Genomic DNA, 23,391 nt, shown 5'->3' with positions numbered 1-23,391 from the left:
TTATTAAATATAAAAAAAAATCGCCATTTCTAATGACGATTTTAAATATTTAATATTCATTATCCTTTTTTGGAGCGTAAATAGATGTTTTGACCTTGTTTGGGTTGATCTCCAGGATTCATATTATTGTATTTGTACAAGTTTGAAATTTTGATTCCAAATTTTTGGGAAATGGTATACATATCATCTCCTGCATTGGCACGATAAGTACTTTGAGAACCCTTAGGTTTTTTCTTATCAAAGAAAATAATCTGTCCCTCTTTGATTTTAGACCCTAATTTAATTTCATTGTATTTCGCTAATTCAGAAGGTGTTTTTTTATATAATTTACCCAATGTTCCTAGAGTTTCACCAGCTTCAGCGACCACATATGCAATATTATTTGGGTGACGTTTGATGCGTAATTGAGGATTTTTCTTACGAGTTTCAATGGTAATTGAAGGACGAGTCTCGTTTGAAGTTTTTGTTATTGTTGTTGTTTGTTTTTCTTCAAACTGTACATTTTTATCTTCTTTAATAACTGTACGCGAAATGGTAGTTTGATTGGGCGTTCTTTCTGTTACACGTTTGGTTTCAGAAATGATTTTAGAAGAGTTTCTTGCTAAATGTTTATCTTGTTCGTTCGAATAAAGCAAATATAATTTAGCATATACCTCATCTTCCGAAATATGATCAAATTGATCAAGGTTGTATTTTTCAATGCGAGAGATAAGTTTATTCGCATAGCTTGGATCGGTTGCATATCCCGCTTTTTTTAATCCATGTGCCCAAGCTTTATAATCTTTCATATCCAAATGAAATAAAGCTTTATAATACGGGCGTAATGCTAAAAATTCGGAGTGGTCTCGGTAACTTTCTTGTACATTTTTGTAACTTCTAAAACATTCTCCACGGGCATCATCATCATGATAAATGCGAGGTTTATGAGAAGGCCATTCATTCTCGGATTTACATTTAATTCCAAAATGATTGTTGGCATGTTCAGCTAATCGGCTTTGTCCTCCACCTGTTTCTAATAAACCTTGTGCTAAAGTGATGCTAGCTGGAACTTTGTACAAATGCATTTCTTGTACGGCATACAACGCATGATTTCGAATATACGTGATATCGCGACTTTCTTGCGCATAAATTGTCATTGAAGTCAAAAGACTAAAAAAGAATAGGAATATTCTCATTTTATAATCGTTTTGTTTTTTTTAATTAATTGCTGATTGATTCCTTCAATACCTTGTAAACCACCCGTGTGGATAGCTAATATGGACGAGTTAAATTCGAAATAATCATTTTGGATCAAATCAAAAATGCCATACATCATTTTACCGGTATAAATTGGGTCTAAAGAAATTCCTGTATGGTCTTTGAATCTATTGATCCATTCGATTAAGTCATCTTTTATTTTAGCATATCCTCCAAAATGATAGTCATTGATGATTTGATAACCTTTATGAGAGGTTAATTTACAAATTTCTGCTTCAAAATCAATATTTTTTAAAGCAGAAAATCCCAAAACCATTTGATTCTGAGCTTTTGAATTAATAATTCCTGTAATTGTACCAGCGGTACCAATCGCACTGCAAATATAATCAAATGAATTGGTTTCCTCGTTTAGGATCTCTTCACAACCTCTTATGGCTAATTCATTTGTACCTCCTTCAGGTATAATGTAATAATCAGGATAATCCACTTGAAGTTGATGTACGAATTCCATAGAATCTTTTTGCCGGTAGGTTTCTCGAGAAATAAAACGAAATTGCATTCCATTTTGGCGAGCAAATCGTAACGTTGGATTTTCGTCTATGCGATGCTCAAGTTCTTCTCCGCGTATAATTCCTATTGCTTCTAAATTATTCAGTGCAGCCGCTTTTGCTGTAGCTGCAATATGGTTAGAAAAAGCTCCACCAAAAGTTAAAATTTTACGATATCCTAAAGATTGAGCATGAAGGATATTGTATTTGAGTTTTCGGTATTTATTTCCAGAAATTTCAGGATGTAGTAAATCTTCTCTTAAAATTGAGAGGTGTATTCTTTTCTTTTCTAAAAGAGGCAGTTCAATGGGCTGAATAATACTTTTTGTCGCCGTCCATTCCATTATAAGTAATTTAGAAAAGAATAAAATTTACGTTTTTTTAGGTATTCCAAATCATGTTCGTTGGCATAAGCTTCACGTTCAAAACTCAGGTTACGATAGGCTTTATGTCCATCAAATTTATACTGAATTAATCGATAGATATATTCAAAGCCATACCATATAAAAAAAGGAATCACTAAAAGTTCAATTTGTTGAATGATATGTATGCGTTCATGATGCACCAAATGCATATCGTTTTTGTCTTCTTTATTTCGAAGAAGAATAAATGGGAATATCGCCATACCGACGAAATTTTTTCTGAACAACCATTGTAAGGCAATTACAAACATATCAAGCGTTTTAAGAAGTACAAAATTAATCAAATTTAATAAACCAAATTTAGTTCCTATGAGTCCTCTTTTTTGAGGATTAAATCGTAAATTAGACGTATAAAAATCATGTGGTGAGCAAATTTGAAGAAGGAGATTATTATTTATCCCCGGAAGGTTTTCGCATATTTACCGCTCAATATTTGAAGCGGAGAGGGTATTGTTGTAAAAGTGGTTGCAAACATTGTCCTTATGGATTTGACAAGAAAACAGGATTAATTAAAAAGAAAAATACATAAAATATGAAAGGAAAAGTAACATTATTTACTTTATTAATGGCGGGGTTTGGATTTGCACAAATCCAATTTCCACAAGTCAGTTCAAAATCAGAAATCGAACAAACGATTGGATATACGAAAGTTGAGGTTGATTATTTTCGTCCTAACCTTAATCAGCGTACAGCGTTTGGTGGAATCGTTCCTTTTGGTCAAGTATGGAGAACAGGAGCTAATAATAATACGGTTATTCAATTTGATACTGATGTTTTAATTGAAGGAAAACCATTGGTAAAAGGAGAATATTCTATTTATACCTTACCATCAGATGCTTCTTGGGAAGTATACTTTTATAAGAAAACTGATAACTGGGGGAATCCAAAAGATTGGAATAAGGATTTAATTGCATTAACTGTAAAAGTTCCTGTTCAGAAAATTTCTGAAAAAGTAGAAAGTTTTACGATTGGATTTGATGAGGTAACTGTAAACAATGCCAAAATGTATCTTGCTTGGGAAAATACCAAAGTAGCGCTTAAAATTGATGTACCTACACAACAAATTGCTATGCAAAATATTCAGACGCAATTGAACGACCAATCATCTGCTCGGGATTTTTATGGTGCAGCAAATTATTATTATTCAAATCAGTTGGATTTAAAGAAGGCACAAGAATGGATCAATAAAGCCATTGCTAAAGATCCGAAAGCCCCACAGCATTTCATTGATTTAAAAACTAAAATTGATCAAGATTTAAAGAAAAAATAAAGTAAAAAGCCACGAGTACCGTGGCTTTTTGCTTAGAATGGATATCCAATGGCGATGTTAAAAATCAAATTGTCTTTACGCCATTTTTTGTCCGATATTTTGATTTCATCAAATGCCCAACGATTTCCTTTCTCATAATATGGAACTCGGATTGGTGTAGCAACATCTAATCGGAAGATTAAGATGTTAAAGTCAAATCGAAATCCAATACCAGCTCCTACGGCTATTTCATCGAGAAAATCTTTCGAAAATTTCCCGCCTGGACGGGTTTCATCTTCATTAATTAACCAGATGTTTCCAGCATCCGCAAAGAATGCCATATTAAAAAAGCTAAATAATTTAAGGCGATATTCGGCATTTAATTCCAATTTAATATCTCCCGATTGGTCAAAATAGAAATTAGCATTTTGTGTACGGGGATCATAACTTCCTGGACCTAATGCACGAGCACGGAATGCTCGGACACTGTTACTTCCTCCTACAAAGAATTGTTTAGAAAATGGGATATTTTCTGAATTCCCATAGGGTAGGGCAATACCACCTATAAAGCGTGCAGCAAATGAAGAATTTCGGTTAATGCGATAATAATATCTAAAATCGTGTTCAGTTTTTACATATTGACTGAAGGGGATTTTAAATATTTCTTTTTGATTATCTTTTTTTGCATTTGCTCCTGAAATTAAGCCGGTTAAATTTCCTGACAAATCAAGCATACCACGGTAATACATTGTATTTCGTTTCGGTAACATGGTATTGGTATAAGTATACGCATACGTTGGCCCAAATATCAATTGTTTATCCACGACACGTTTAAGAGAAGGGTTAAGTATATTTCCTTCTTGATCATAGATTTGGTTATAATATTCATCCGTTACTTTTTCAGGTGATACTAATGTAATATCAATTACTTTTAAATCATGTTCTTTGCGCGCATTTTCTTTCCATAAATATCCAAATGATGCGTTGAAATTGTGCAACGTATATAATTTTGTTCTGTTTTGATATTCATACCCAAGCTCAACATTCGTTCGGGGTAAAAATGCACTCGATGAATTAAAACGGAAAGGAGCTATAATTCGTGGAAATGTTAATTGGGTTTTGATCCCTGCTCTAAAAATATTATTTGCGTCCTTAGGGCCTCCTAATTGGACATCAAATGCTCCGTATAAAGAAGTTTTTAATTGTTCGGCACCTTTAAAAAAGTTTCGGTTGGTCCAGTTTAAATTGATTTCACCACCACCATAGTTTGCAGAATTCGTACGCCCCAATACTTCTAATCGTAAAGATTGTATTTCTCTTGGGGTCAGCAAGTAATACGCGTCAAATTTTTGGTTGACACTATCTGAAATAACAAAATCATTTTTTACAAATTTAAAAACACCTAAGTTTGTTAAACGATTTAAAGTCAAATTATGATCTTTTCGATTGTATAGGTCGCCTTTTTTAAAATATAACACCCGATCAAATACTTTAGGTTTGAACGTATTGTTGGGTTCAATCATATAGAAATCGCCTTTATCATAGGGTGTTAAAGAGTCATTTGACATCGGAATTTGATACAATCCTCGACGGACATCCCGAATATTATAATCCGGGAAAACCACAACCTTATCTATGGTATATGCTTTTTTCGCTAATTCAGGTGTATTTTCTTTTAATTTGACGAATAAATCCACTTCCGTTGTATTGCTTACCGTGCTATCCGCTTGAACAATAATATTATCAGGATGAAAGTAGAAATATCCCATTTCTTTTAAACGACTATCAATACGCTCTCGTTCTTGTTTTATTACATCCAAATCAAATGGACGACCTTTACGAAGGAGTGAACGTCTTGCTGTTGTTTTTAAAGCAATATTTACGGGATCGATGGTATCTTGAGGAAATTCAACGTTACGAATTTTGTATTGTTGTTTCGGTTCCAATTGATACTTTACTTTTACTTTTTTTCCATTCGTTATCGTATCACTTGTAGCTCTTGCATTAAAATACCCTTTATTTTCAGCATAATTTTCTAACAATTCTTCATTAAAGTTAGTATCTACACTTTGAAAAAGTACCGGTTTTTCACCGATTTTATATTTTAACCAATGGCGTAGTCCTTTATTGGATTTCGGTTCTTTGGTGATGTTATAAATGTATAATTTCGGACGAAGACCTAAAAAACTACTGTTAGGTTTCGGGCGAATATTTTCTTCTAATTGTGATTTAAGTTCTTTCTTTTTGCTCTTAGAAATTGAATCTCCTTTGATTTCTAAAGATGCGCCAGTGTACAACTGTTCACCTTCTTTAAGAAATTTGGTATTGCTACAAGACGAAAATCCCAATAGAAGAGAAGTTCCAAGGAGTAGTGAAGGGTATATATTTGGATTCTTTTTCATTATTTCGATTCAGTTGCGTTCATTTTACGGTATGTACGGTTGCGTTTTCTTTTTTCAAAAATTTCTTTGAAATGATCATAATCTAAGGTGATGATAAAACCTACACCTGTTTCAATAATTTGACCTTGTAAAGCGACTTGATATTCATTTTTACGATAAGCTCTAATCATATAACGTCCATCGCGTGATAAACTATAATCAACACTAATATCTCCAGCAATGTTGGTCATGTTTTCATTTTCTCGAGCGTCACCTTCTAATCCAAAATTACTACCGATTGATACTTTTAGTCGGTCATCCAAAAGACGTTTACTCACCGCAACATTTAGATCGGTCCTTGTATTTTTTGATCCTGTTGAATAATCATCATCCGTGTTTAATCCAAAATCAATATCAACGCCTGTAATTAAGTCCGCGGCAAGATTGTTTAATTGTTGAGAAACAATATTACTTACACTTTGTTTAGCCATGGTTTCTGCAGATATCCCCGATTGACTTTGGAACGGATTTTCGCCTATAAAACGATTCAATAACAATAACGAAATGACCTGCTTATTCATTTCAGCTTCATCGTTTCGCAATTGATCTAGTTTGGATTTGGTATTGTCAATCACTGCTGTTGCAATGGATGGATTATCCTCATTTAAGGTAATATCAAATGAAATTTCAGGTTTTAATAATTCACCTTTCAATATTAAATTGGTATTAAAAGGAATTCGTTGTTTGTACATATTAGTTTCTGAAGCAGATAAACCTGTTAATTGTTGCTCGATTAAATCAATCGGAGCCGCATTGGTTTGATAAATGGCAGTAATATCTAATGTAGCAGTTGTAGGTTCTCCAGTCCAAGTAATGGTACTTCCTTTTTGAATGTCAAATCGACGTTTCAATAAGCTTACCGACATTTCATAGGCTCCTTTTTCGACTTGATACACTCCAACTAATGTTATTTTCCCCGAAGGATCCATTCCTCCAGTCAATTCTGCTTCTCCTTGTAACTCTACGAAATCTCCATTCGCCTTATCAATTACAATTGACGTTTTAGCTTCTTTATCAATTTCGATGTTTACACTGACATCGAAACCTTTGATGCGCGATTCAGCTTTTAATTCTTTCTCAGTGATTGTTTCTTGTAATGCAATTTTATCTTGATCAATAAATTCTACGATTCCTTCTCGTTCTTCTAACGATGGATTCGATTGTGGTAAAACAAAGGTGAAATTTGTTTCATCTGTTACAGCTAATGTTCCACTCACTACCGGTAAATCGAGATTACCTTTAATTTGTAGATTAGCATTCACTGCTAAAACACCATACGTTAGTGCATCGGCTGATTCTTCAGAGTTAATGACCTTAAAATCACGACCATTTGCCGTTAAATCAAAGTCAAAATCTGAATAATTTTTCGTTAAAATGTCACCATTCAACGTTAATGTATTTCCATCATTATCATTGATTCGGAAGCGATTGAATTCTATGCCTTTTGAAGTAAAATCAATTGCGTCATCGATATTACGAAAATTACTTCCATATTCTTTTAGTGTTAAACCTACTTGATTGAATTTCATTTGACCTCGAATTTGAGGTTCGTCTATAGATCCTTTTATATCCAATTGACCTGAAATGTGTCCTTCTGTATCATGAATCATATTCATGGTAAAACCTTGAATGGTATTCATTTCTAGTCGATGAATGTTTAAATCCATATCAAATGCACTCGCTTTGGTATTATAATTTCCCACCAAAGACAAATCATTATTATTCCCCGTTAATTTGACATCGGCATTGATATTCTCTGCAGAAGAATTTAATAGTTTGGCTGTAACGTTTCCAACAGGTTGACCAAATGCTTCAAGATCAGTGACGTTGATATCGGCATTAAATGTCATATTGGTATTAAGGTCTCGAATTTGAGCGGTACCATTAATAATTCCTGCAGCGGGAAGATCTTGTTTTTTGATTAATTCAGTAATGGTTTCAATTTTAAAATCTTTGATTTCAATATTTAATGGACTTGAAGGACTATTTGACTCTGAATTAACGATAATTTGACTTTCTCCATTGGAAATTTGAAAATCATTGGCAACAAAACCATTCGCAAGTAGGTTAATGCTATTTTCTTCACTCACTTGCCATTGATCATAATTTAAAATGAGCCCATTTGGTTTCAGATGAATTTGGGTTAAATCCTTTAAACTATTGACTTGTGCAGCGACTAAAAATTGCGTTTGATCTTTTTCGTCCTTCGTTGAAGCATTAACGTTAATCGAATTATTGGCGATATCTCCATTCAAATCAATTTTATTTAATTTGAAACTTTCATTGTTTAATGTTCCCACTTTCAGTTGATAATTCAATTGTCCATCGGAATTTGACATGGTTAAAACTCCATTTTCAATCTGATTTTCGCCATATACAATTTTTGGAATTTCACCGTTGATGAAAATCTGTTGAGAATCGGCGTCATATTTTCCATTCAATGTAATATTATCAAAACGAGTTAATTCCGGTAAAAATTTGCGGATTAAATCATCATCTTTGATTTGGGCATTGAATGTAAAATATTGATGAGGTTCAATAGCAGTTGTATTGGTATCCTTTTGGAAATGATAATATTGATTTAAGGTTTGTGTTAAAGCTGAAGCGATTTGCGTCAATTTAAATTTACCTTTCATTTCCGCATCTGCAACTTGTGATTTGATTTGAAGTTGATTGGAATCTGCAGTAGAGATGGCAACCAAACTAATTTCGCTTAATGGAAGAACACCTTTATCATCCGCTATTGCAAAGTTTTTAAGATAAAGTTGTCCATTTAAGGCATCAATATTTAAATCGTCGAAATTGGCATCAACTTCGCCTGCTATTGCTAAAGGTGAATCATAAAATCCCAATTCATTCAAATCCATTTTATCTACAGTCCCGGATAATTTTACATCTTTTAAATCGGTTTTATACTCGCCTTGTGCCACTAAATTCAGTTGAGCATTCTTATCATTCGAAACGACATGTGCATCAAATGCTCCTTGATTGATTTTAGCCTCTAATTTTACATTTTGATAATTGTATTTGTTGAATTGAGCCGATTGAATATTTCCAGATACTTGTGCTACCGCTTGATTTAAGTCGAAACTTTGCCCTTTTGCATGTAGCGTACCTGTAATTTTACCTACTTGATTATTGCTAATTAATGTCCCAATATCTAAATGCGAAACATCAGCTGCAATTTGATATTTCTCTGTATCTTTTTTACGCATATCCAACTGTGCATCAATAGTCGCATTTCCTAACGTTGAAGTAATTTGTGCTTGGGTATTAATATTCTCTAATGTTCCTTTAGCTTTTCCTTTTATGGCTAAACGAGAAGGAATTCGAATGTTATTAGGAATTGTATTTTGAGGTAATAATTTATAAATTGTTTTAGATGAGGTCGAAAAATCCTTAATGTTCAAATCGTAATTTAGACGATCCATATCCATTGCATTTTTCACTATGCCAGAAGCATTTATATGCAAATCATCAAAGCCTTTTACTTGTAAATATGAAATCTTTAAATCATTGATGCTTCCGTTGATTTTTGTATTTACTTCTAAGATTTCATTTGGATAGGTCTTGAAAGGTGTGGTATTTCTTAGATCAGGAACCAATGTAAGAATATCGGCAAATCCAATACGTGAATTTTTAATGTTAGCACGAATCATAGCATTTTCAGGTCGTTTAGCCAATTCATCTAACGATTGATAATTTACGATGACCTCATCGCGTAAAAGTGTTCGTGGTGTTTTTAAATACAATTTTTTGAGATGAGCTTCTTGTGCAGCATATAAAAATTCAGTTCGAAATTCTTGAACATGTAAACCACTTTCCTCCTTAATTTCAGCACTTTTTACTCGACCACTGATGGCATTATCCATCATTTTAAAATCGCGTAATTCTAAAGCAATTTGGGAAAAATCCAAATGATTAAAATCCATTCCGCGATTAGTTTGTTGTGTTGCAGTATTATTATACTTCACCTTTACATTTTCTAAAGAAGCTTGGTTTAATAGAACCTGTAGGGGAGTAGTTGTTGCAGAATTCGACTCATTATTGGATGCAGATTGATCTAAAAATAAATTGGCATCAATTGTCGCATTTTTTAAAAGAATATCTTCAATATCATATTTGTTTTGCGCTAAATCCAGGGCGTTTATTTTAGTTTCAAGTTCATCCAGATTAACTTTCGCATAGGTTTTACTTTTAGCATCACCATAATTGATCTTAATATCATTCAGATTAATTTTACCTAAAGCTAATTTTATTGGTTCAGATGATGGTTTTGAATCAACGTTATTTGAAACTTGTTGTAGATCTTGAACGACTTTTTGATTAAAATCTAAATCTAATCCATGCAAGCGAATATCTCCAACGGCATAATTGTTTTTTTGAAGATCAATCGTTTTAATTTGCGTTTGGAGTTGATCAAATTTTAATTTGGCATACATCCCTGAATTATCATCACCATAATCTATATCAATTTTGGACAAATCAATTTCTCCCAATTGAATTTGCATAGGTTTTTGTTGACTTAATGAATCGACTTTTTCGTCGACTTTTTGTGCAATCTCTTGAACTAAGTCTTGCTTTAATTGAAGACGAAACTCATTTAACATAATCTTGTCAATGGCATACGTATTTTCTTGCAAATCGAATTTTTTGACCCGTGTATCAAAATTTCCGATAAATGCTTTTATAGAATTTCCAGCTTGTTGATCGATAAAGTTTGCTTGAATATTTTTTAATTTGATTTTATCCAGTGAAATAATAAAAGGTTTGGATTCAGTGGCTTCTTTTTCTTCAGTTACAAAAGCATTGATGATATAATCAAAATTAAAAGACCCATCTTTGCGACGGACAATATTTGCCGTAGTTCCTTCTAAATCAATTGACTTTAAATCGGCTTTATTATTAATAAGCTGTAAAAGATCTAATCCTACATCTAATTTTTTAGCAAATAAAAGAGTATCAATATCTTCCCCTTGTAAATACAAATTTTCCATCACTAAACTGTTCGGAAAATCAATATATACTCGTTCAAGTTCAACGTCTGTTTTGATTTTATTTTCTAAATAAACAATTAATTTATCCTTGATAAAATTTTGAACAGCAGGTAGTCTTAAACTGAAAATAAGTAAAGTTAATAGAACAATAAGGCATAGAATTACAATGCCCAATCGTTTCATTATTTTTTTAACGTTGAATTTCAATTAGTTCGTTTTTGGTTGTGTTACAATAATGTTAGCTCGCAACTATAATACCATTTTTTAGTTGGATAAGCTTACGAAATCTAAGATAAACAAAATGAATAATTTAAAAAGCTTTACGATTGAAATTATTGTAATATAAATAGAGAAGAAGAAGTGATATAAAAAAAATCTCAACTCTATCATTAGAGTTGAGATTTAATAGGGTGAATGATGGGTCTCGAACCCACGACCTCCGGAACCACAATCCGGCGCTCTAACCAACTGAGCTACAATCACCAAGTTATTGAATTTTTCTTTTGTAACTAAAATTCGTAAAGTGTTTAGGGTGAATGATGGGTCTCGAACCCACGACCTCCGGAACCACAATCCGGCGCTCTAACCAACTGAGCTACAATCACCAAGTTATTGAATTTTTCTTTTATAACTAAAATTCGAAAAGTGTTTAGGGTGAATGATGGGTCTCGAACCCACGACCTCCGGAACCACAATCCGGCGCTCTAACCAACTGAGCTACAATCACCAAGTTATTGAATTTTTCTTTTGTAACTAAAATTCGTAAAGTGTTTAGGGTGAATGATGGGTCTCGAACCCACGACCTCCGGAACCACAATCCGGCGCTCTAACCAACTGAGCTACAATCACCAAGTTATTGAATTTTTCTTTTATAACTAAAATTCGAAAAGTGTTTAGGGTGAATGATGGGTCTCGAACCCACGACCTCCGGAACCACAATCCGGCGCTCTAACCAACTGAGCTACAATCACCATTTTTCCTCTTGTTTTCCCACTTATTAGTGGTTCAATTGGATTGCAAATATAGTGTTGAAATCCGTATTTCCAAACATTTTTTAAGAAAAAAACACTGATTTTATCAGTGTTTTTTCTAAAGTAAAGAATCTAAATTATTTACAGCGATGTAACTTCTCGAAATAAATCCTTCTCCAGCTTCCGTTCCAATTAAACGACCTAAATCCATGGCACGATATTGTATAGAATCCGTAAAATTCTTCGTAGCAATTGGTGTTACAGGCTCTTTAGAATTAGGATCAAAGAATTGAGTTTTGTACGCTAAACACGATTCTACTTTTTGATCTAAGAATCCTGTAATGTCTACGACAAAGTTAGGTTCTAATGGTAGCCATTGGATGTAATGGAAGTGTTTTTTAGGACGCCATGGTTGTAATCCATTCTCAATTTTTGGCAATCCTGAAAGAAATATAGCGGTGTTGACAAGATCTGAACCTTTTCCATGGTCGGGATGACGGTCAGAAGGTGCATTACTTAAAATAACATCGGGTTGGTATTTACGAATCATTTCGATGACTTTCATTTGATTTTCTTTGTTGTTTTCAAAGAAACCATCACCAATATTTAAATTTTCACGTACAGTTACACCTAAAATTTTAGCTGCTTCAGTTGCTTCTTCTTTACGAGTAAGATCTGTTCCACGTGTTCCTAATTCACCTTTTGTTAAATCGATGATCCCGACTTTTTTACCCAGGCTAATTTCTTTGGCTAATGTTCCGGCACAACCTAATTCGACATCATCTGGATGTGCGCCAATAGCTAAAATATCTAATTTCATTTTGATTTATTTATTTTCAATCCAAGCGATAATTTTTTCATCGTCTGGTGTTACATTTGAAGGGTAAGAAGCTTCTAACGTTCCATCAGGATTAATTAAGAATTTTGTAAAATTCCACTTAACATCATAATCTGATTTCCCATTTAAAGCTTTTTGAGTTAAATATTTAAAAATTTCATTTTGTCCTGTACCTTTTACATCACTTTTTGTCATTAAAGGAAAAGAAACACCATAATTTAAACGACAGAAGTTAGCAATCTCTTCGTTGTTCTCAAATTCTTGTCCTCCAAAGTTATCCGAAGGAAAACCGATAACAACAAAATCATCATTTCGGTATTGTTGATATACTTTTTCTAATGCATCATATTGTTTGGTATATCCACATTTAGAAGCGGTATTTAAAATCAAGACTTTTTTACCCTTTAAATCAGCAAAATTAAATTGATCTCCATTAATGTCTTCGAACGTATAATCATAAATTGATTTCATCTTTTTTGAAGTTTGAGTGGTTGTTGGTTTTGTGGGCTTTTTCGTTTTCTTTTCTTGTGCATTGCAGGATGCAAAAACGCTTAATAAAGCAATTATTAAATATTTCATATCTATAAATTGTCTAACAAATTTACAATATATGATCAATTAATAAATTGATATACGTCAAAAAATGTTTTTCATTTTATAAAGTGCAATAAATTCGTAATTCCTCCGCTCAGATAAATGATAAAGCAAATTAAAGCCAATGCGAATAGAAGTAGAATTCGAATGATTGTCTTATTTTCAGATTTATCATCTTTAATTTTTTTATAATCAAATTTTTTTGGCTGTTTCATTCTATTCGTAAATCACGAGTTAAATATTAGTAATTTTAAATAATTTTCACAGTTTAAGGAATTGTGTTGTTAAATAGGTAATTATAAAGATAAATAATTATGAATCATAAAAAAAAGCTCATACTGAAAAGTATGAGCTTTAAAATTATATGCAATTTATTTTATTTTTTATGCAAGTATTTAGGTACTAAACGAGAGGCTAATGTCAAAATAACCATCATCGCTAATGTCCAATAAATCCAATCTGGAATTGGAACTGGATCTCCTGCTGCATATGAGTGTAAACCAGATAAATAGTAGTTTACTCCAAAATACGTCATAATCACTGACCATACGGCCCACATTGCTGCAACATTAAAAGTCCAAAATCCTCTTAAACCTGGCACTAATCGCATGTGTAATACAACAGCATAAACAATTACAGAAATAAAAGCCCAAGTTTCTTTTGGATCCCAAGACCAATAACGACCCCAAGATTCATTCGCCCACATTCCTCCTAAGAATGTACCAATTGTTAGCAAATAGATCCCAATGGTTAAGGACATTTCAGAGACATAAGACATTTCTTTGATTGAAACTTCAATTTTCTTATTCTGTTTAAACATCATAATAATTAAAGCAAAGAATCCTAAAACTGCACTTAATCCAAAGAATCCATAAGATGAAACAATAATGGCAACGTGTACAATTAACCAATATGATTTAAGTACCGGTACTAAAGGTGTAATTTGTGGATCTAGCATAGCTCCACCATGAGCAAATCCCATCATAATCACAGCAACCATTGCTCCCGTTGCAGGAATAAAAGCATTACGGTTTTTATGTAAAATTAAACCAGCTAATACACCTACCCAAGAAATAAAGATAATGGCTTCATATCCATTTGACCATGGCGCGTGTCCTGTTAAATACCAACGAATTCCTAATCCAGTAGCATGCGCCAGGAAGACGATAAAGGTTAAACCTAAAACGACATTAATGGCATATTTAACAAATTTATTTTCTGTAAATAATTGAACAAAGGCTAAAATGATCAAGATAGAAGCTACAACGAAGTAAGCAATCATTATCCAAAAGAACACATTGGCTTTGTTATAAAAAACTTCTAATTCTACCTTTTGTGCGGATGGCACAACATTTTTACCCCATTTTTGTTGGTATTCGTTGATGTAATCGATGGCATTATCAGCAGCTGTAAAATCACCTGACTTCATCCCCTCAGAAACCATGTTCATATAAACTGAAACCATTCCTAGAGCGAGAGTATCAATTTCAACAGGTTTTTCATTGGTTTGATAAATCCAAGATGTCCAACGGTTTGAAGGGTCATTTTGAACAGGGATTATTTTTAATTGATATCCTTTTGCTGTATTATCTAAAATATTAAAGCGTTCTGTAACCGCAATTACTTCTTCATCAAATTTAGAACGTTCTGCAGGTTTACGAGAAAAAGCTTCACTGTATAATTTATCTAACTTAAATCGTGTTGTTTGTGGATCAACTAAATTCATTAATGAAGTATATCCTTCATCATTAGCATTTGTTAATTGTTTCAATTGATCACCCCCTTTACTACCCACTTTAATTAATGGAGCATTTGCCCAATAAGCAGGATCCATTTGTAAAGAGATAAACCATTGATCAGATGTTAATCCATGAAACTTATCTTTTTTGTAGATTTTTCGTAAAATTTCTAAAGATTGTGTATTAATTGGTTTAATACGTCCTTCAATATCTTGAATCAATAAGTGACCAAAACGATCGGCATGCTCAACAGGAATTTTAAGGTTTTGTACTAATGTCTTCGGGTCAGACATTTCTTTCGAAACCCCGTGATTTGCATGAGGAGCTTTAATTTGTTGCTCTTTTGCCGGTTCTCCATGTCCTTCTCCTGATGCATGATCATGACCAGCATGAGGATCAGTCGCTTGACCAAAAGCTAAGATAGAGAAGAAGAAAGGAATTAAAATTAAAGTTTTCTTTTTGTGTAGATTTTTTAATAAATCATTCAATTGTAAGAAACGTGTTCCTTTCCAGAATAATGATACGAACATACCTCCAAATAATAAGAAATATCCAACATAGGTAATATTTGTTCCCCACCAGTCTTGATTTACAGATAAAACAGTACCGTTTTCTGTAGGGAAGTAACTTGATTGGAAGAAACGATACCCTTTATAATCCATTACATTGTTCATGTAAATGTGTTGAGGTGTTTCAACTCCCTCATCAATCACTGTAATTTTAGATTCAAATGATGATGGATTCGTTGAACCAGGATAACGATCTAAGATAAAGTCATCTAAACGTATGCTAAATGGTGTTTTTACAATACGAGCACCGTATCCTAATGAAATATTTAAACCATCGATTGAAACATCGGCAGTGTAATTTTGTTGACCTTGACCACCAACAATTGTAACTGTATCTCTTTTGTCTCCAACAATCACTTCGGCACGAATTGCACCAGGTAAATCTTTTTGTTCAGGATGATGTTTATTCCCTTCACTGTATACAACTTCCCCTAAGAATGCAGGGTTTGGAATTACAAATTGGGCGTTAAGTATTGAATATAATGAACGTAATTTTAAAGGTTCCATCACATTGAAACCTACTTTACCTGCTGATTCTTTTAATTTCGCTTCATCAGTAACAATACCTATTTGCTGTCCGGTCATTTGGACGTACTCTCCTTCGAATGGGGATTTGATGGTTAAATTTTCACCTTCACCCATTATTTGTACAGTACCTTCCATTGGACGGTTGAAAGAAACTAATGTTCCTCCTAAAGATTTAATTTCACCAGACTTGATGAATACAGATTGACGTCCATTTTGTCCAATTGTAACCAATTCTAAGATCGGTTTTCCAGTTGATTTTCGAACAATCGTGTCTAAAGCATGAGGGATATAATCGAACGTTTTTAACGTGATTAATTTATTTTTGAATTGATATTGACCTTCGAAATTGCGATAGAACATTGAATTTGTGCTATCCTTTCGGTCAAAATAAGTCATTTCGTAGTTGTGATTATCGTATGCTAAACGCTGATCACCATCATCTACGATTAATTTGAAGTAATTTTTATAGGATACAATTTCGTTTGTTGTTTCACCTTCTGGAATTTGCATATTTCCTTCAAAGCTGATGTAACGTGTAACTGCACCACCAATAAAAATGAATAAAAAGGCCATGTGAAAGACAAGTAAAGACCACTTTTCACGTCTCCATAATTGATATCTTTTGATATTGGCGATGAATAATACAATCAACCAAACCATCAAAATTTCAAACCATGTTGCCTCGTAAATTACAGCTTTGGCTGTTGCTGTATCATAATCATTTTCAACAAATGTAGCAATGGCCATTGAAACTGCATAAATCAGTAACAAAACGGACATGGTACGTGTTGAAAATAAATATTTTTCAAGTTTGTTCATGCTATAAAATTGATTTACAAAAATACTAGAGTTCTTAGGATAAACAACCAAATTTATCAATGATTTTTGTTATTCTATTTTAGTTAATGAATTGTTAATATTACATTATAAGTTATTTAATTAAGTTGATGTATATCAAATAAATATAATATTTTACATCTCTTTAAGACCAACAAAATTGTCTCTTTTATTAAGTTTTTTTTTAGAAATGTTAAATAATTGTAAAGTTAATTTTCATCGATTACCAATCATCTATGGTATTGATTTTGTAATAACCCTAAATATCACCAAAACTATTAAAATGAAAAAGGTTATTATTTTATCAGCATTTGCCTTGGCTTCCATGGGTCAATTTAGCTGTCAATCCAATAAGTCAGTGTATCAACAAACAACTGAAAATATTTCAAGTGATTTTCAGTCAGGTTACTTTGATCAACACGTGAAGGGTAACGAATATGAAGTAACATATCGTGGTGTCAAAATGAATCAAAATAAAGTTTTTGACTTGTCGATGTTACGTGCAGCAGAAATTGCAAAAAATAAAGGATTTAAACACTTTGTTGTTTTGAGTAAAGTTTCAGAAAGTACACAAATCAATAAGCAAAAAATTAATAGCAGTACATTAAAAGTGGCATTGTATAATGATGTGCCAGCCAAATATCAAACTTTTTATGATGCTCATGCAGAATACGATCGTTTGACTAAAAAATATAATTTGAAATAAAAAAAGCTCAACTTTTAAAGTTGAGCTTTTGTATTTATGCAACTAATCCTGCACGTTTCAAAAGTGCATCAGGCGTCGGTTTTTTTCCTCGGAATTCAATATATAATTCCATTGGGTCTTTTGTTCCTCCAGATGATAATAGAGTGTAATATTTCTGAGCTGTTTCCTCATTGAAAATTCCTGTTTCTTGAAAATAAGCAAATGCATCTGCATCCAATACTTCTGCCCATTTGTAGGAATAATATCCTGAAGAATATCCTCCTTGGAAAATATGAGAAAATGAAGTACTCATTAAATTATCTTGAACCTGAGGGTATAATTCTGTAGGTTGAAAAGCCATCTTTTCAAATTCTTGTACATCATGAATTTCGCTTGGATTATTGGCATGATATGCCATGTCTAATAGTCCAAAACTAATTTGACGTAAAGTTTGATATCCATCCATGTAACTTGAAGCATTTCTAACTTTATCCACTAATTCTTGAGGAATTATTTCTCCTGTTTGATAGTGTTTTGCAAATAGAGCTAGAGCTTCTGGTTCATAGCAAAAATTCTCATAGAATTGTGATGGTAATTCGACAAAATCCCAGTAGACATTTGTTCCAGCTAAACTTTCAAAAACGGTATTAGGTAACATTCCATGTAACGCATGACCAAATTCGTGAAATAGTGTTGTCACTTCTTGGAACGTTAACAATGAAGGTTTATCTTTTGTTGGTTTTGTAAAATTACATACAATAGAAACATGTGGGCGGATAGATTTCCCATTAACATTTGAAGCTTCTCTAAAACTTGTCATCCAAGCACCAGGACGTTTTCCTGCGCGTGGAAAGAAATCTGCATATAATAAACTTAAAAAGTTTCCATCTTTGTCCAAAACTTCATAAGTCACCACATCTTCATGATATTTGTCGATGGTATTTATTTCCTTGAATGTAATTCCAAATAACTTTGTGGCGACATTAAAAGCTCCTTGGGTTACATTTTCCAATTGGAAATAAGGTTTTAACTCTTCTTCAGACAGATTAAATTTAACTTGTTTCAATTTTTCAGCATAATAGGCATGATCCCAACGTTGTAATGTGTCAATACCGTCTGTTTTTTTCGCAAATGCAGCAAGTTCTTCAATCTCTTTTTCAGCAAAAGGACGTGCTTTAACCAATAAATCATTTAAAAATTCAATGACATTCGATGGTGTTTTTGCCATTCGTTCTTCTAGAACATAATCAGCATGTGTAGTATAGCCTAATAAATTTGCACGATCGTAACGAAGTTTTGCAATTTTTTTGATGTTTTCTTCGTTGTTATATTCGTTATTTTGATAGGCTTTACGTCCACTCGCACGGAACAATTCTTCACGCAATGCTCTATTTTCAGCATACTGCATAAAAGGAATATAGCTTGGTGCTTGCAATGTGAAAATCCATCCTTCTTTATTTTTAGCTTCGGCATCTGCTTTTGCTTGTTCTATAGCATAATCAGGTAAACCTTTTAAATCATCTTCATTGGTAATGATTAATTCATATAAATTTGTTTCAGCTAAAACATTTTGCCCGAATTGTAAAGTTAATTGCGCTAATTCTTTATCAATATCTCTTAATTTCAGCTTTTCGTCTTCGTTAAGATTGGCACCATTACGAGAGAATCCTTTGTATTTTTTCTCTAATAAATAAGCTTCTTCTTCTGTAAGGTTTAGCGTATGGCGTTGATCATAAATAACTTTAATGCGTTGAAAAAGCGCTTGATTTAATCGGATGTCATTCCCAAACTCAGATAATGCAGGAGAAATTTCTTGTGCTATTTTTTGCATTTCATCAGACGTTTCAGCAGAGTTTAAATTAAAAAATATCGAAGAGATACGTCCTAATTTTTCACCTGAAAGTTCCATGGCAACGATGGTATTTTCGAAAGTAGGCTCTTGTGGATTATTAACGATTTGATCGATTTCTTCTTTGGCTTCTTTAATTGCTTGTTCGAAAGCCGGTTGATAATGTTCTATTTTGATTTTAGAAAATGGTGCGCTTTCAAATGGCGTATCAAATTTTTCTAATAATGGATTATTCATCATTTCTGAATTGTATTTTGTGTAAATTTATCAAATTAAATTCCAATTTAGGAGTTTCTGACAAACCGTCATTCAAATTAAATTTCATCTTAACTTTATGTCGATTGATCTTACACCACAATTTTTAAAGGAACGTTTTTCTGAATCAGAAGATTTAAAAACAAATTTTAAAATTAATTATAATCGCTTTCAGTCAAAGAATTACTATAAACATTATAGCGAGGACTATATTTCATTTGCTTTGTACCCATCACCTTATGGTGATATTATCATTGGAAGCGTGTCAGATGGTATTTGTTATTTGCATTTTGTAGAAAATCCCAAACAAGCGATTGAAAATTTCAAACAATTTTTTTTCGATTGCAATTTGCGGGAAGAAAAAACAGATCAACAACAGATCGCGTTAAGAATTGTTACAGAAAATCAGTGGCCAGAAATGGTGAAGATTTATGCAAAAGGAACTGATTTTCAGTATGAAGTTTGGCGAGCGTTGACTAAAATTAAATTTGGTCAGATTACAACCTATTCGGAACTGGCTAAAACTATGGGAGTAAAAAGTGCATCGCGCGCCGTGGGATCTGCTATTGGTGCGAATGAAATTGCATATCTGATACCGTGTCATCGTGTGGTGCAAAAAACAGGTAAATTATCGGGATTTCGTTGGGGTGAAGCTTTAAAAGCCGAAATTTTAAAACATGAATTATCATTATGAGTATTGCCATCCTATTTAATCAAAAGGATCCATTGGTATGGATGAATCAATTGAAAGAAAAATTACCAGAGGAGAAAATTGAAATTTATCCTGCTATCGAGAACAAAGATGAAGTAGAGGTTTTGCTGACTTGGAAACCGCATCAAGGATACGTCAATGAATTTAAAAATCTAAAAGTGGTTCAGTCCGTCGGTGCCGGCATTGATCATTTGTTGCATACGCCTATTCCAGAATCTATCAAAGTTACACGTATTGTGGATCCTGCGTTAAAACAAGATATGTTTGAACATGTTTTGATGTGCATCATGGCGTCGATGAAAAATACGATGTTATATTATAAAGATCAGTTGAACCGATCGTGGTTACCTAAATCTTATGAAAGCATTCATTCTACAACAATTACCATTCTAGGGATGGGGGAAATTGGAAAATTTGTTGCTGTACAATTGAAAAATTTAGGATTTCAGGTACAAGGTTGGTCAAATTCACCTAAAAAAATAGATGGTATTTTAACTTTTGCAGGACGTGATGCTTTATTTGATTCTGTTCGTACTGGAGATTTTATTGTGAATATTTTACCACTAACGGAAGAAACTAAAGAACTATTGAGTCATACGTTATTTCAACAAATAGCAAATCAACCTGTTTTAATCAATGTGGGTAGAGGAGGGCACATGAAAGATGAAGACTTGGTTACAGCATTGGATAATGGTTTTCTTAAAGCTGCTTATTTGGATGTTTTTCATCAAGAACCTTTAGAAATTGATCATCCCTTTTGGACTCATCCGAATATTTATATCACTCCGCATATTGCAAGTATAACCAATCCTGACACAGCCATCGATTTGGTGATTGAAAATTATAAACGTTTTAAATCCAATAATGAACTACAACATGTGGTTGATTTAAAAAGAGGATATTAATGAAAGATGTTATTCTCCAATATTCGATTCGTGATTTAATTGATCAAGGGCCAAAAAATTTATGTCATAAAAAAGTGACTATGTTTGATTTGAAAGCCCGATGGCATAGTCGTTATTTATCCAAAGAGACAGCTTACAAGTTTTCTTCTTTAGGGATCATTCATGTTTATCGTGGATATTGTGATATTACAGTAAATTTAGAAGAAAAACGTATCATTAAAGATGATATTATGGTGGTCTTACCCAGCCAAATTTTTGAAATTATTCAATTTTCTGATGATTTTGAAGTGAAAGCGGTATTTGTTGATTCTGAAATGATTGTGGAAGCTGGTTATCATATCAAATCACAAAACTTAATAGAATTTTTATCTCCTCAGTATCCAAAAATTATTTCTTTGGATCGGAAAACAGCACGTGATGTAAAATACAATTTCACTAAAATATATACTTACATTTTTAAAAATAGCAATGTGTTTTCCGATGAATTGGTGATCCATCATTTGTCCATCTTAATGTATGAGTTAGGAAACTTTTACCATCATATGGTTCATTCGACCAATGGTCATAAGCCAAATCGAAAAGAAGAACTCGCTAAGCAATTTATTTTATTGGTAGGAACTCACTTTAGGGAAAGTCGAGAAGTGCAGTTTTATGCTGATAAATTATTTGTCTCCCGTAAACATCTGACGAAAGTAATTACAGAGGTTTTAAAAAAATCGCCAAAGACAATTATCTCTGAGGCGGTCATTCTAGAAGCGAAGGTTTTATTAAAAAATCCCAATTTTACCATTTCTGAAGTGGCTAACTTACTTAATTTTCTTGATTTACCCATTTTTAATAAGTTTTTCAAGAAAATTACAGGATTATCACCTACAGAATACAAAAACTCTTAATGCGTCTTTTTGACAAATAATCACGTTTATTAAACAAGAGGTTTGTGAATTGATTTCGGAACTTTGTGATGTTCAAAACAAGATGGTTCTAAAGTAGAATTTTCTTACATAAAAATTGAAATGAAATTTACTGCCACAAAAAACATTTTTGCAAATATTACTGCTATAGGAGGTTTTGTACCGAAAGGTCGTAGAACAAACGATGATTTAGCACAAATATGTAATACATCTGATGAGTGGATTACAAAGCGTACAGGGATTAAGGAGAGAAGGATATTAGAGGAAGGTTTAGCAACATCAGATATGGCTGTAGAAGCAATATTAAACCTTTTTGACAACTATGATAAAGATTTATCAAAAGTAGATGCGTTAATCGTAGCGACATCGACTCCAGATATGTTGATGCCAGCCACGGCTAATATCATTTGTGAAAAATTAAACATTCATAATGTTTGGGCATTTGATTTAAATGCAGCATGTTCAGGTTTTTTATATGCATTAAACGTAGGTTCAGGTTTAATTGAATCAGGTCGTTATAAAAACATTCTTGTTGTCGGAGCTGATAATATTAGTTCTTATGTTGATCTTAATGATCGTTCAACCAATATTTTATTTGGTGATGGCGCAGCAGCTGTATTATTAGAACCAAATCATGAATATGGAGTAATGGATTCATTACTGCGCAGTAATGGTGAAGGTCGTGAATTTTTACATATTGAAGGTGGAGGTTCGTTGTACCCTGCTTCTATCGAAACTCTTGAAAAACACTACATCAAACAAGATGGTAAAGTGGTATTTAAAAAGGCTGTAACGGCTATGAGTGAAACGTGCACAGATCTTTTAAACAACAATAAGATTACAACAGAAGATATTAAGTGGTTGGTCCCACATCAGGCCAATAAACGGATTATAGATGCGGTGGGGGCAGGAATTAATATCGATCCAGATAAAACAATGGTTAATATTGAGAAATATGGTAATACTATAGCAGCAACCATTCCGCTGTGTATGTGGGAAAATATTTCTAAATTCCAAAAAGGAGATTTCGTCTTATTAACCGCCTTTGGGGCAGGTTTCTCTTGGGGAGCTTCATTAATAAGATGGGGACTTTAAATAGTTTTTTTGTGAGGGGCAATAGCAATATTGCTCTTTTTTTTTGCTT

General features: G+C 32.9%; 16 protein-coding genes and 5 tRNA genes. 7 read left to right on the top strand and 14 right to left on the bottom strand.

Translation table 11 applies throughout. From position 1 onward, the window contains the following. Positions 1–59 precede the first annotated feature (59 nt). Genes AC1QSP_RS04020 through AC1QSP_RS04010 form a run of 3 tightly spaced genes read right to left on the bottom strand, consistent with a single transcriptional unit; the run spans position 60 to position 2,418 of the window. Positions 60–1,175 (bottom strand): glucosaminidase domain-containing protein, encoded by a 1,116-nt coding sequence (locus tag AC1QSP_RS04020; protein ID WP_484079898.1) that lies wholly within the window; start codon positions 1,173–1,175, stop codon positions 60–62. After that, the gene (locus AC1QSP_RS04015; RefSeq protein WP_484079897.1) at positions 1,172–2,089 is read right to left on the bottom strand and encodes a 1-aminocyclopropane-1-carboxylate deaminase/D-cysteine desulfhydrase; all 918 of its coding nucleotides are present in this window, start codon (positions 2,087–2,089) and stop codon (positions 1,172–1,174) included. Before AC1QSP_RS04015 ends, AC1QSP_RS04020 begins: the two co-directional genes overlap by 4 nt. Beyond that, the gene (locus tag AC1QSP_RS04010; RefSeq protein WP_484079896.1) at positions 2,089–2,418 is read right to left on the bottom strand and encodes a hypothetical protein; all 330 of its coding nucleotides are present in this window, start codon (positions 2,416–2,418) and stop codon (positions 2,089–2,091) included. Before AC1QSP_RS04010 ends, AC1QSP_RS04015 begins: the two co-directional genes overlap by 1 nt. Positions 2,419–2,528: 110 nt before the next feature. On the opposite strand from AC1QSP_RS04010, the gene AC1QSP_RS04005 reads away from it, so the two are divergent. Together AC1QSP_RS04005 and AC1QSP_RS04000 are read left to right on the top strand one after the other, a co-directional pair. Then, positions 2,529–2,696: a C1orf53 family protein gene (locus tag AC1QSP_RS04005; RefSeq protein WP_323674057.1), complete on the top strand. Its 168-nt coding sequence runs from the start codon at positions 2,529–2,531 to the stop codon at positions 2,694–2,696. Between the two features lie 3 nt (positions 2,697–2,699). Next, a complete protein-coding gene (locus AC1QSP_RS04000) occupies positions 2,700–3,437 on the top strand; it encodes a DUF2911 domain-containing protein (protein WP_484079895.1) in 738 nt (245 codons plus the stop codon). Positions 3,438–3,469: 32 nt separating this feature from the next. Here AC1QSP_RS04000 and tamL read toward each other — a convergent pair whose 3' ends face one another. From tamL to AC1QSP_RS03950, 10 genes are all read right to left on the bottom strand, one after another. Next, positions 3,470–5,818: a translocation and assembly module lipoprotein TamL gene (tamL, locus tag AC1QSP_RS03995; protein WP_484079894.1), complete on the bottom strand. Its 2,349-nt coding sequence runs from the start codon at positions 5,816–5,818 to the stop codon at positions 3,470–3,472. After that, the gene (locus AC1QSP_RS03990; RefSeq protein ID WP_484079893.1) at positions 5,818–11,037 is read right to left on the bottom strand and encodes a translocation/assembly module TamB domain-containing protein; all 5,220 of its coding nucleotides are present in this window, start codon (positions 11,035–11,037) and stop codon (positions 5,818–5,820) included. The genes tamL and AC1QSP_RS03990 overlap by 1 nt, the downstream gene beginning before the upstream one ends. 225 nt (positions 11,038–11,262) lie before the next feature. Continuing rightward, a tRNA-His gene (locus AC1QSP_RS03985) sits at positions 11,263–11,338 on the bottom strand. Positions 11,339–11,384: 46 nt separating this feature from the next. Then, positions 11,385–11,460, bottom strand: a tRNA-His gene (locus AC1QSP_RS03980). Positions 11,461–11,506: 46 nt separating this feature from the next. Then, positions 11,507–11,582, bottom strand: a tRNA-His gene (locus AC1QSP_RS03975). 46 nt (positions 11,583–11,628) lie between these two features. Further along, positions 11,629–11,704 (bottom strand) — tRNA-His (locus AC1QSP_RS03970). A 46-nt stretch (positions 11,705–11,750) separates the two neighbouring features. Then, a tRNA-His gene (locus tag AC1QSP_RS03965) sits at positions 11,751–11,826 on the bottom strand. Positions 11,827–11,943: 117 nt separating this feature from the next. Continuing rightward, the gene (gene bshB1, locus AC1QSP_RS03960; protein ID WP_484079892.1) at positions 11,944–12,645 is read right to left on the bottom strand and encodes a bacillithiol biosynthesis deacetylase BshB1; all 702 of its coding nucleotides are present in this window, start codon (positions 12,643–12,645) and stop codon (positions 11,944–11,946) included. Between the two features lie 6 nt (positions 12,646–12,651). Beyond that, the gene (locus AC1QSP_RS03955) at positions 12,652–13,242 is read right to left on the bottom strand and encodes a glutathione peroxidase (protein ID WP_322969620.1); all 591 of its coding nucleotides are present in this window, start codon (positions 13,240–13,242) and stop codon (positions 12,652–12,654) included. A 391-nt stretch (positions 13,243–13,633) separates the two neighbouring features. Next, positions 13,634–16,912 (bottom strand): cytochrome c biogenesis protein, encoded by a 3,279-nt coding sequence (locus AC1QSP_RS03950; protein ID WP_484079891.1) that lies wholly within the window; start codon positions 16,910–16,912, stop codon positions 13,634–13,636. A 301-nt stretch (positions 16,913–17,213) separates the two neighbouring features. Between AC1QSP_RS03950 and AC1QSP_RS03945 the strand changes: the two genes are divergently transcribed. Continuing rightward, positions 17,214–17,636 (top strand): CC0125/CC1285 family lipoprotein, encoded by a 423-nt coding sequence (locus AC1QSP_RS03945; protein WP_484079890.1) that lies wholly within the window; start codon positions 17,214–17,216, stop codon positions 17,634–17,636. 34 nt (positions 17,637–17,670) lie between these two features. Here the strand turns inward: AC1QSP_RS03945 and AC1QSP_RS03940 are convergent, their stop codons facing one another. Then, a complete protein-coding gene (locus tag AC1QSP_RS03940; protein WP_484080383.1) occupies positions 17,671–19,701 on the bottom strand; it encodes a M3 family metallopeptidase in 2,031 nt (676 codons plus the stop codon). 97 nt (positions 19,702–19,798) lie between these two features. Here AC1QSP_RS03940 and AC1QSP_RS03935 point away from each other — a divergent pair, with 97 nt between their 5' ends. From AC1QSP_RS03935 to AC1QSP_RS03920, 4 genes are all read left to right on the top strand, one after another. Further along, positions 19,799–20,413, top strand: coding sequence for a methylated-DNA--[protein]-cysteine S-methyltransferase (locus tag AC1QSP_RS03935; RefSeq protein ID WP_484079889.1), 615 nt, complete (start codon positions 19,799–19,801; stop codon positions 20,411–20,413). Further along, the gene (locus tag AC1QSP_RS03930) at positions 20,410–21,336 is read left to right on the top strand and encodes a 2-hydroxyacid dehydrogenase (protein WP_484079888.1); all 927 of its coding nucleotides are present in this window, start codon (positions 20,410–20,412) and stop codon (positions 21,334–21,336) included. The genes AC1QSP_RS03935 and AC1QSP_RS03930 overlap by 4 nt, the downstream gene beginning before the upstream one ends. Then, positions 21,336–22,229, top strand: a complete 894-nt coding sequence (locus AC1QSP_RS03925) for a helix-turn-helix domain-containing protein (RefSeq protein ID WP_484079887.1) — start codon at positions 21,336–21,338, stop codon at positions 22,227–22,229. Before AC1QSP_RS03930 ends, AC1QSP_RS03925 begins: the two co-directional genes overlap by 1 nt. Before the next feature lie 120 nt (positions 22,230–22,349). After that, positions 22,350–23,342 (top strand): beta-ketoacyl-ACP synthase III, encoded by a 993-nt coding sequence (locus tag AC1QSP_RS03920; RefSeq protein WP_322969627.1) that lies wholly within the window; start codon positions 22,350–22,352, stop codon positions 23,340–23,342. Positions 23,343–23,391: the final 49 nt, after the last annotated feature.

The sequence above is a fragment of the Faecalibacter sp. genome, from assembly GCF_057177045.1.
The sequence above is the reverse complement of the archived record's forward strand: the minus strand, read 5'-3'. Positions and strand labels throughout refer to the sequence as shown.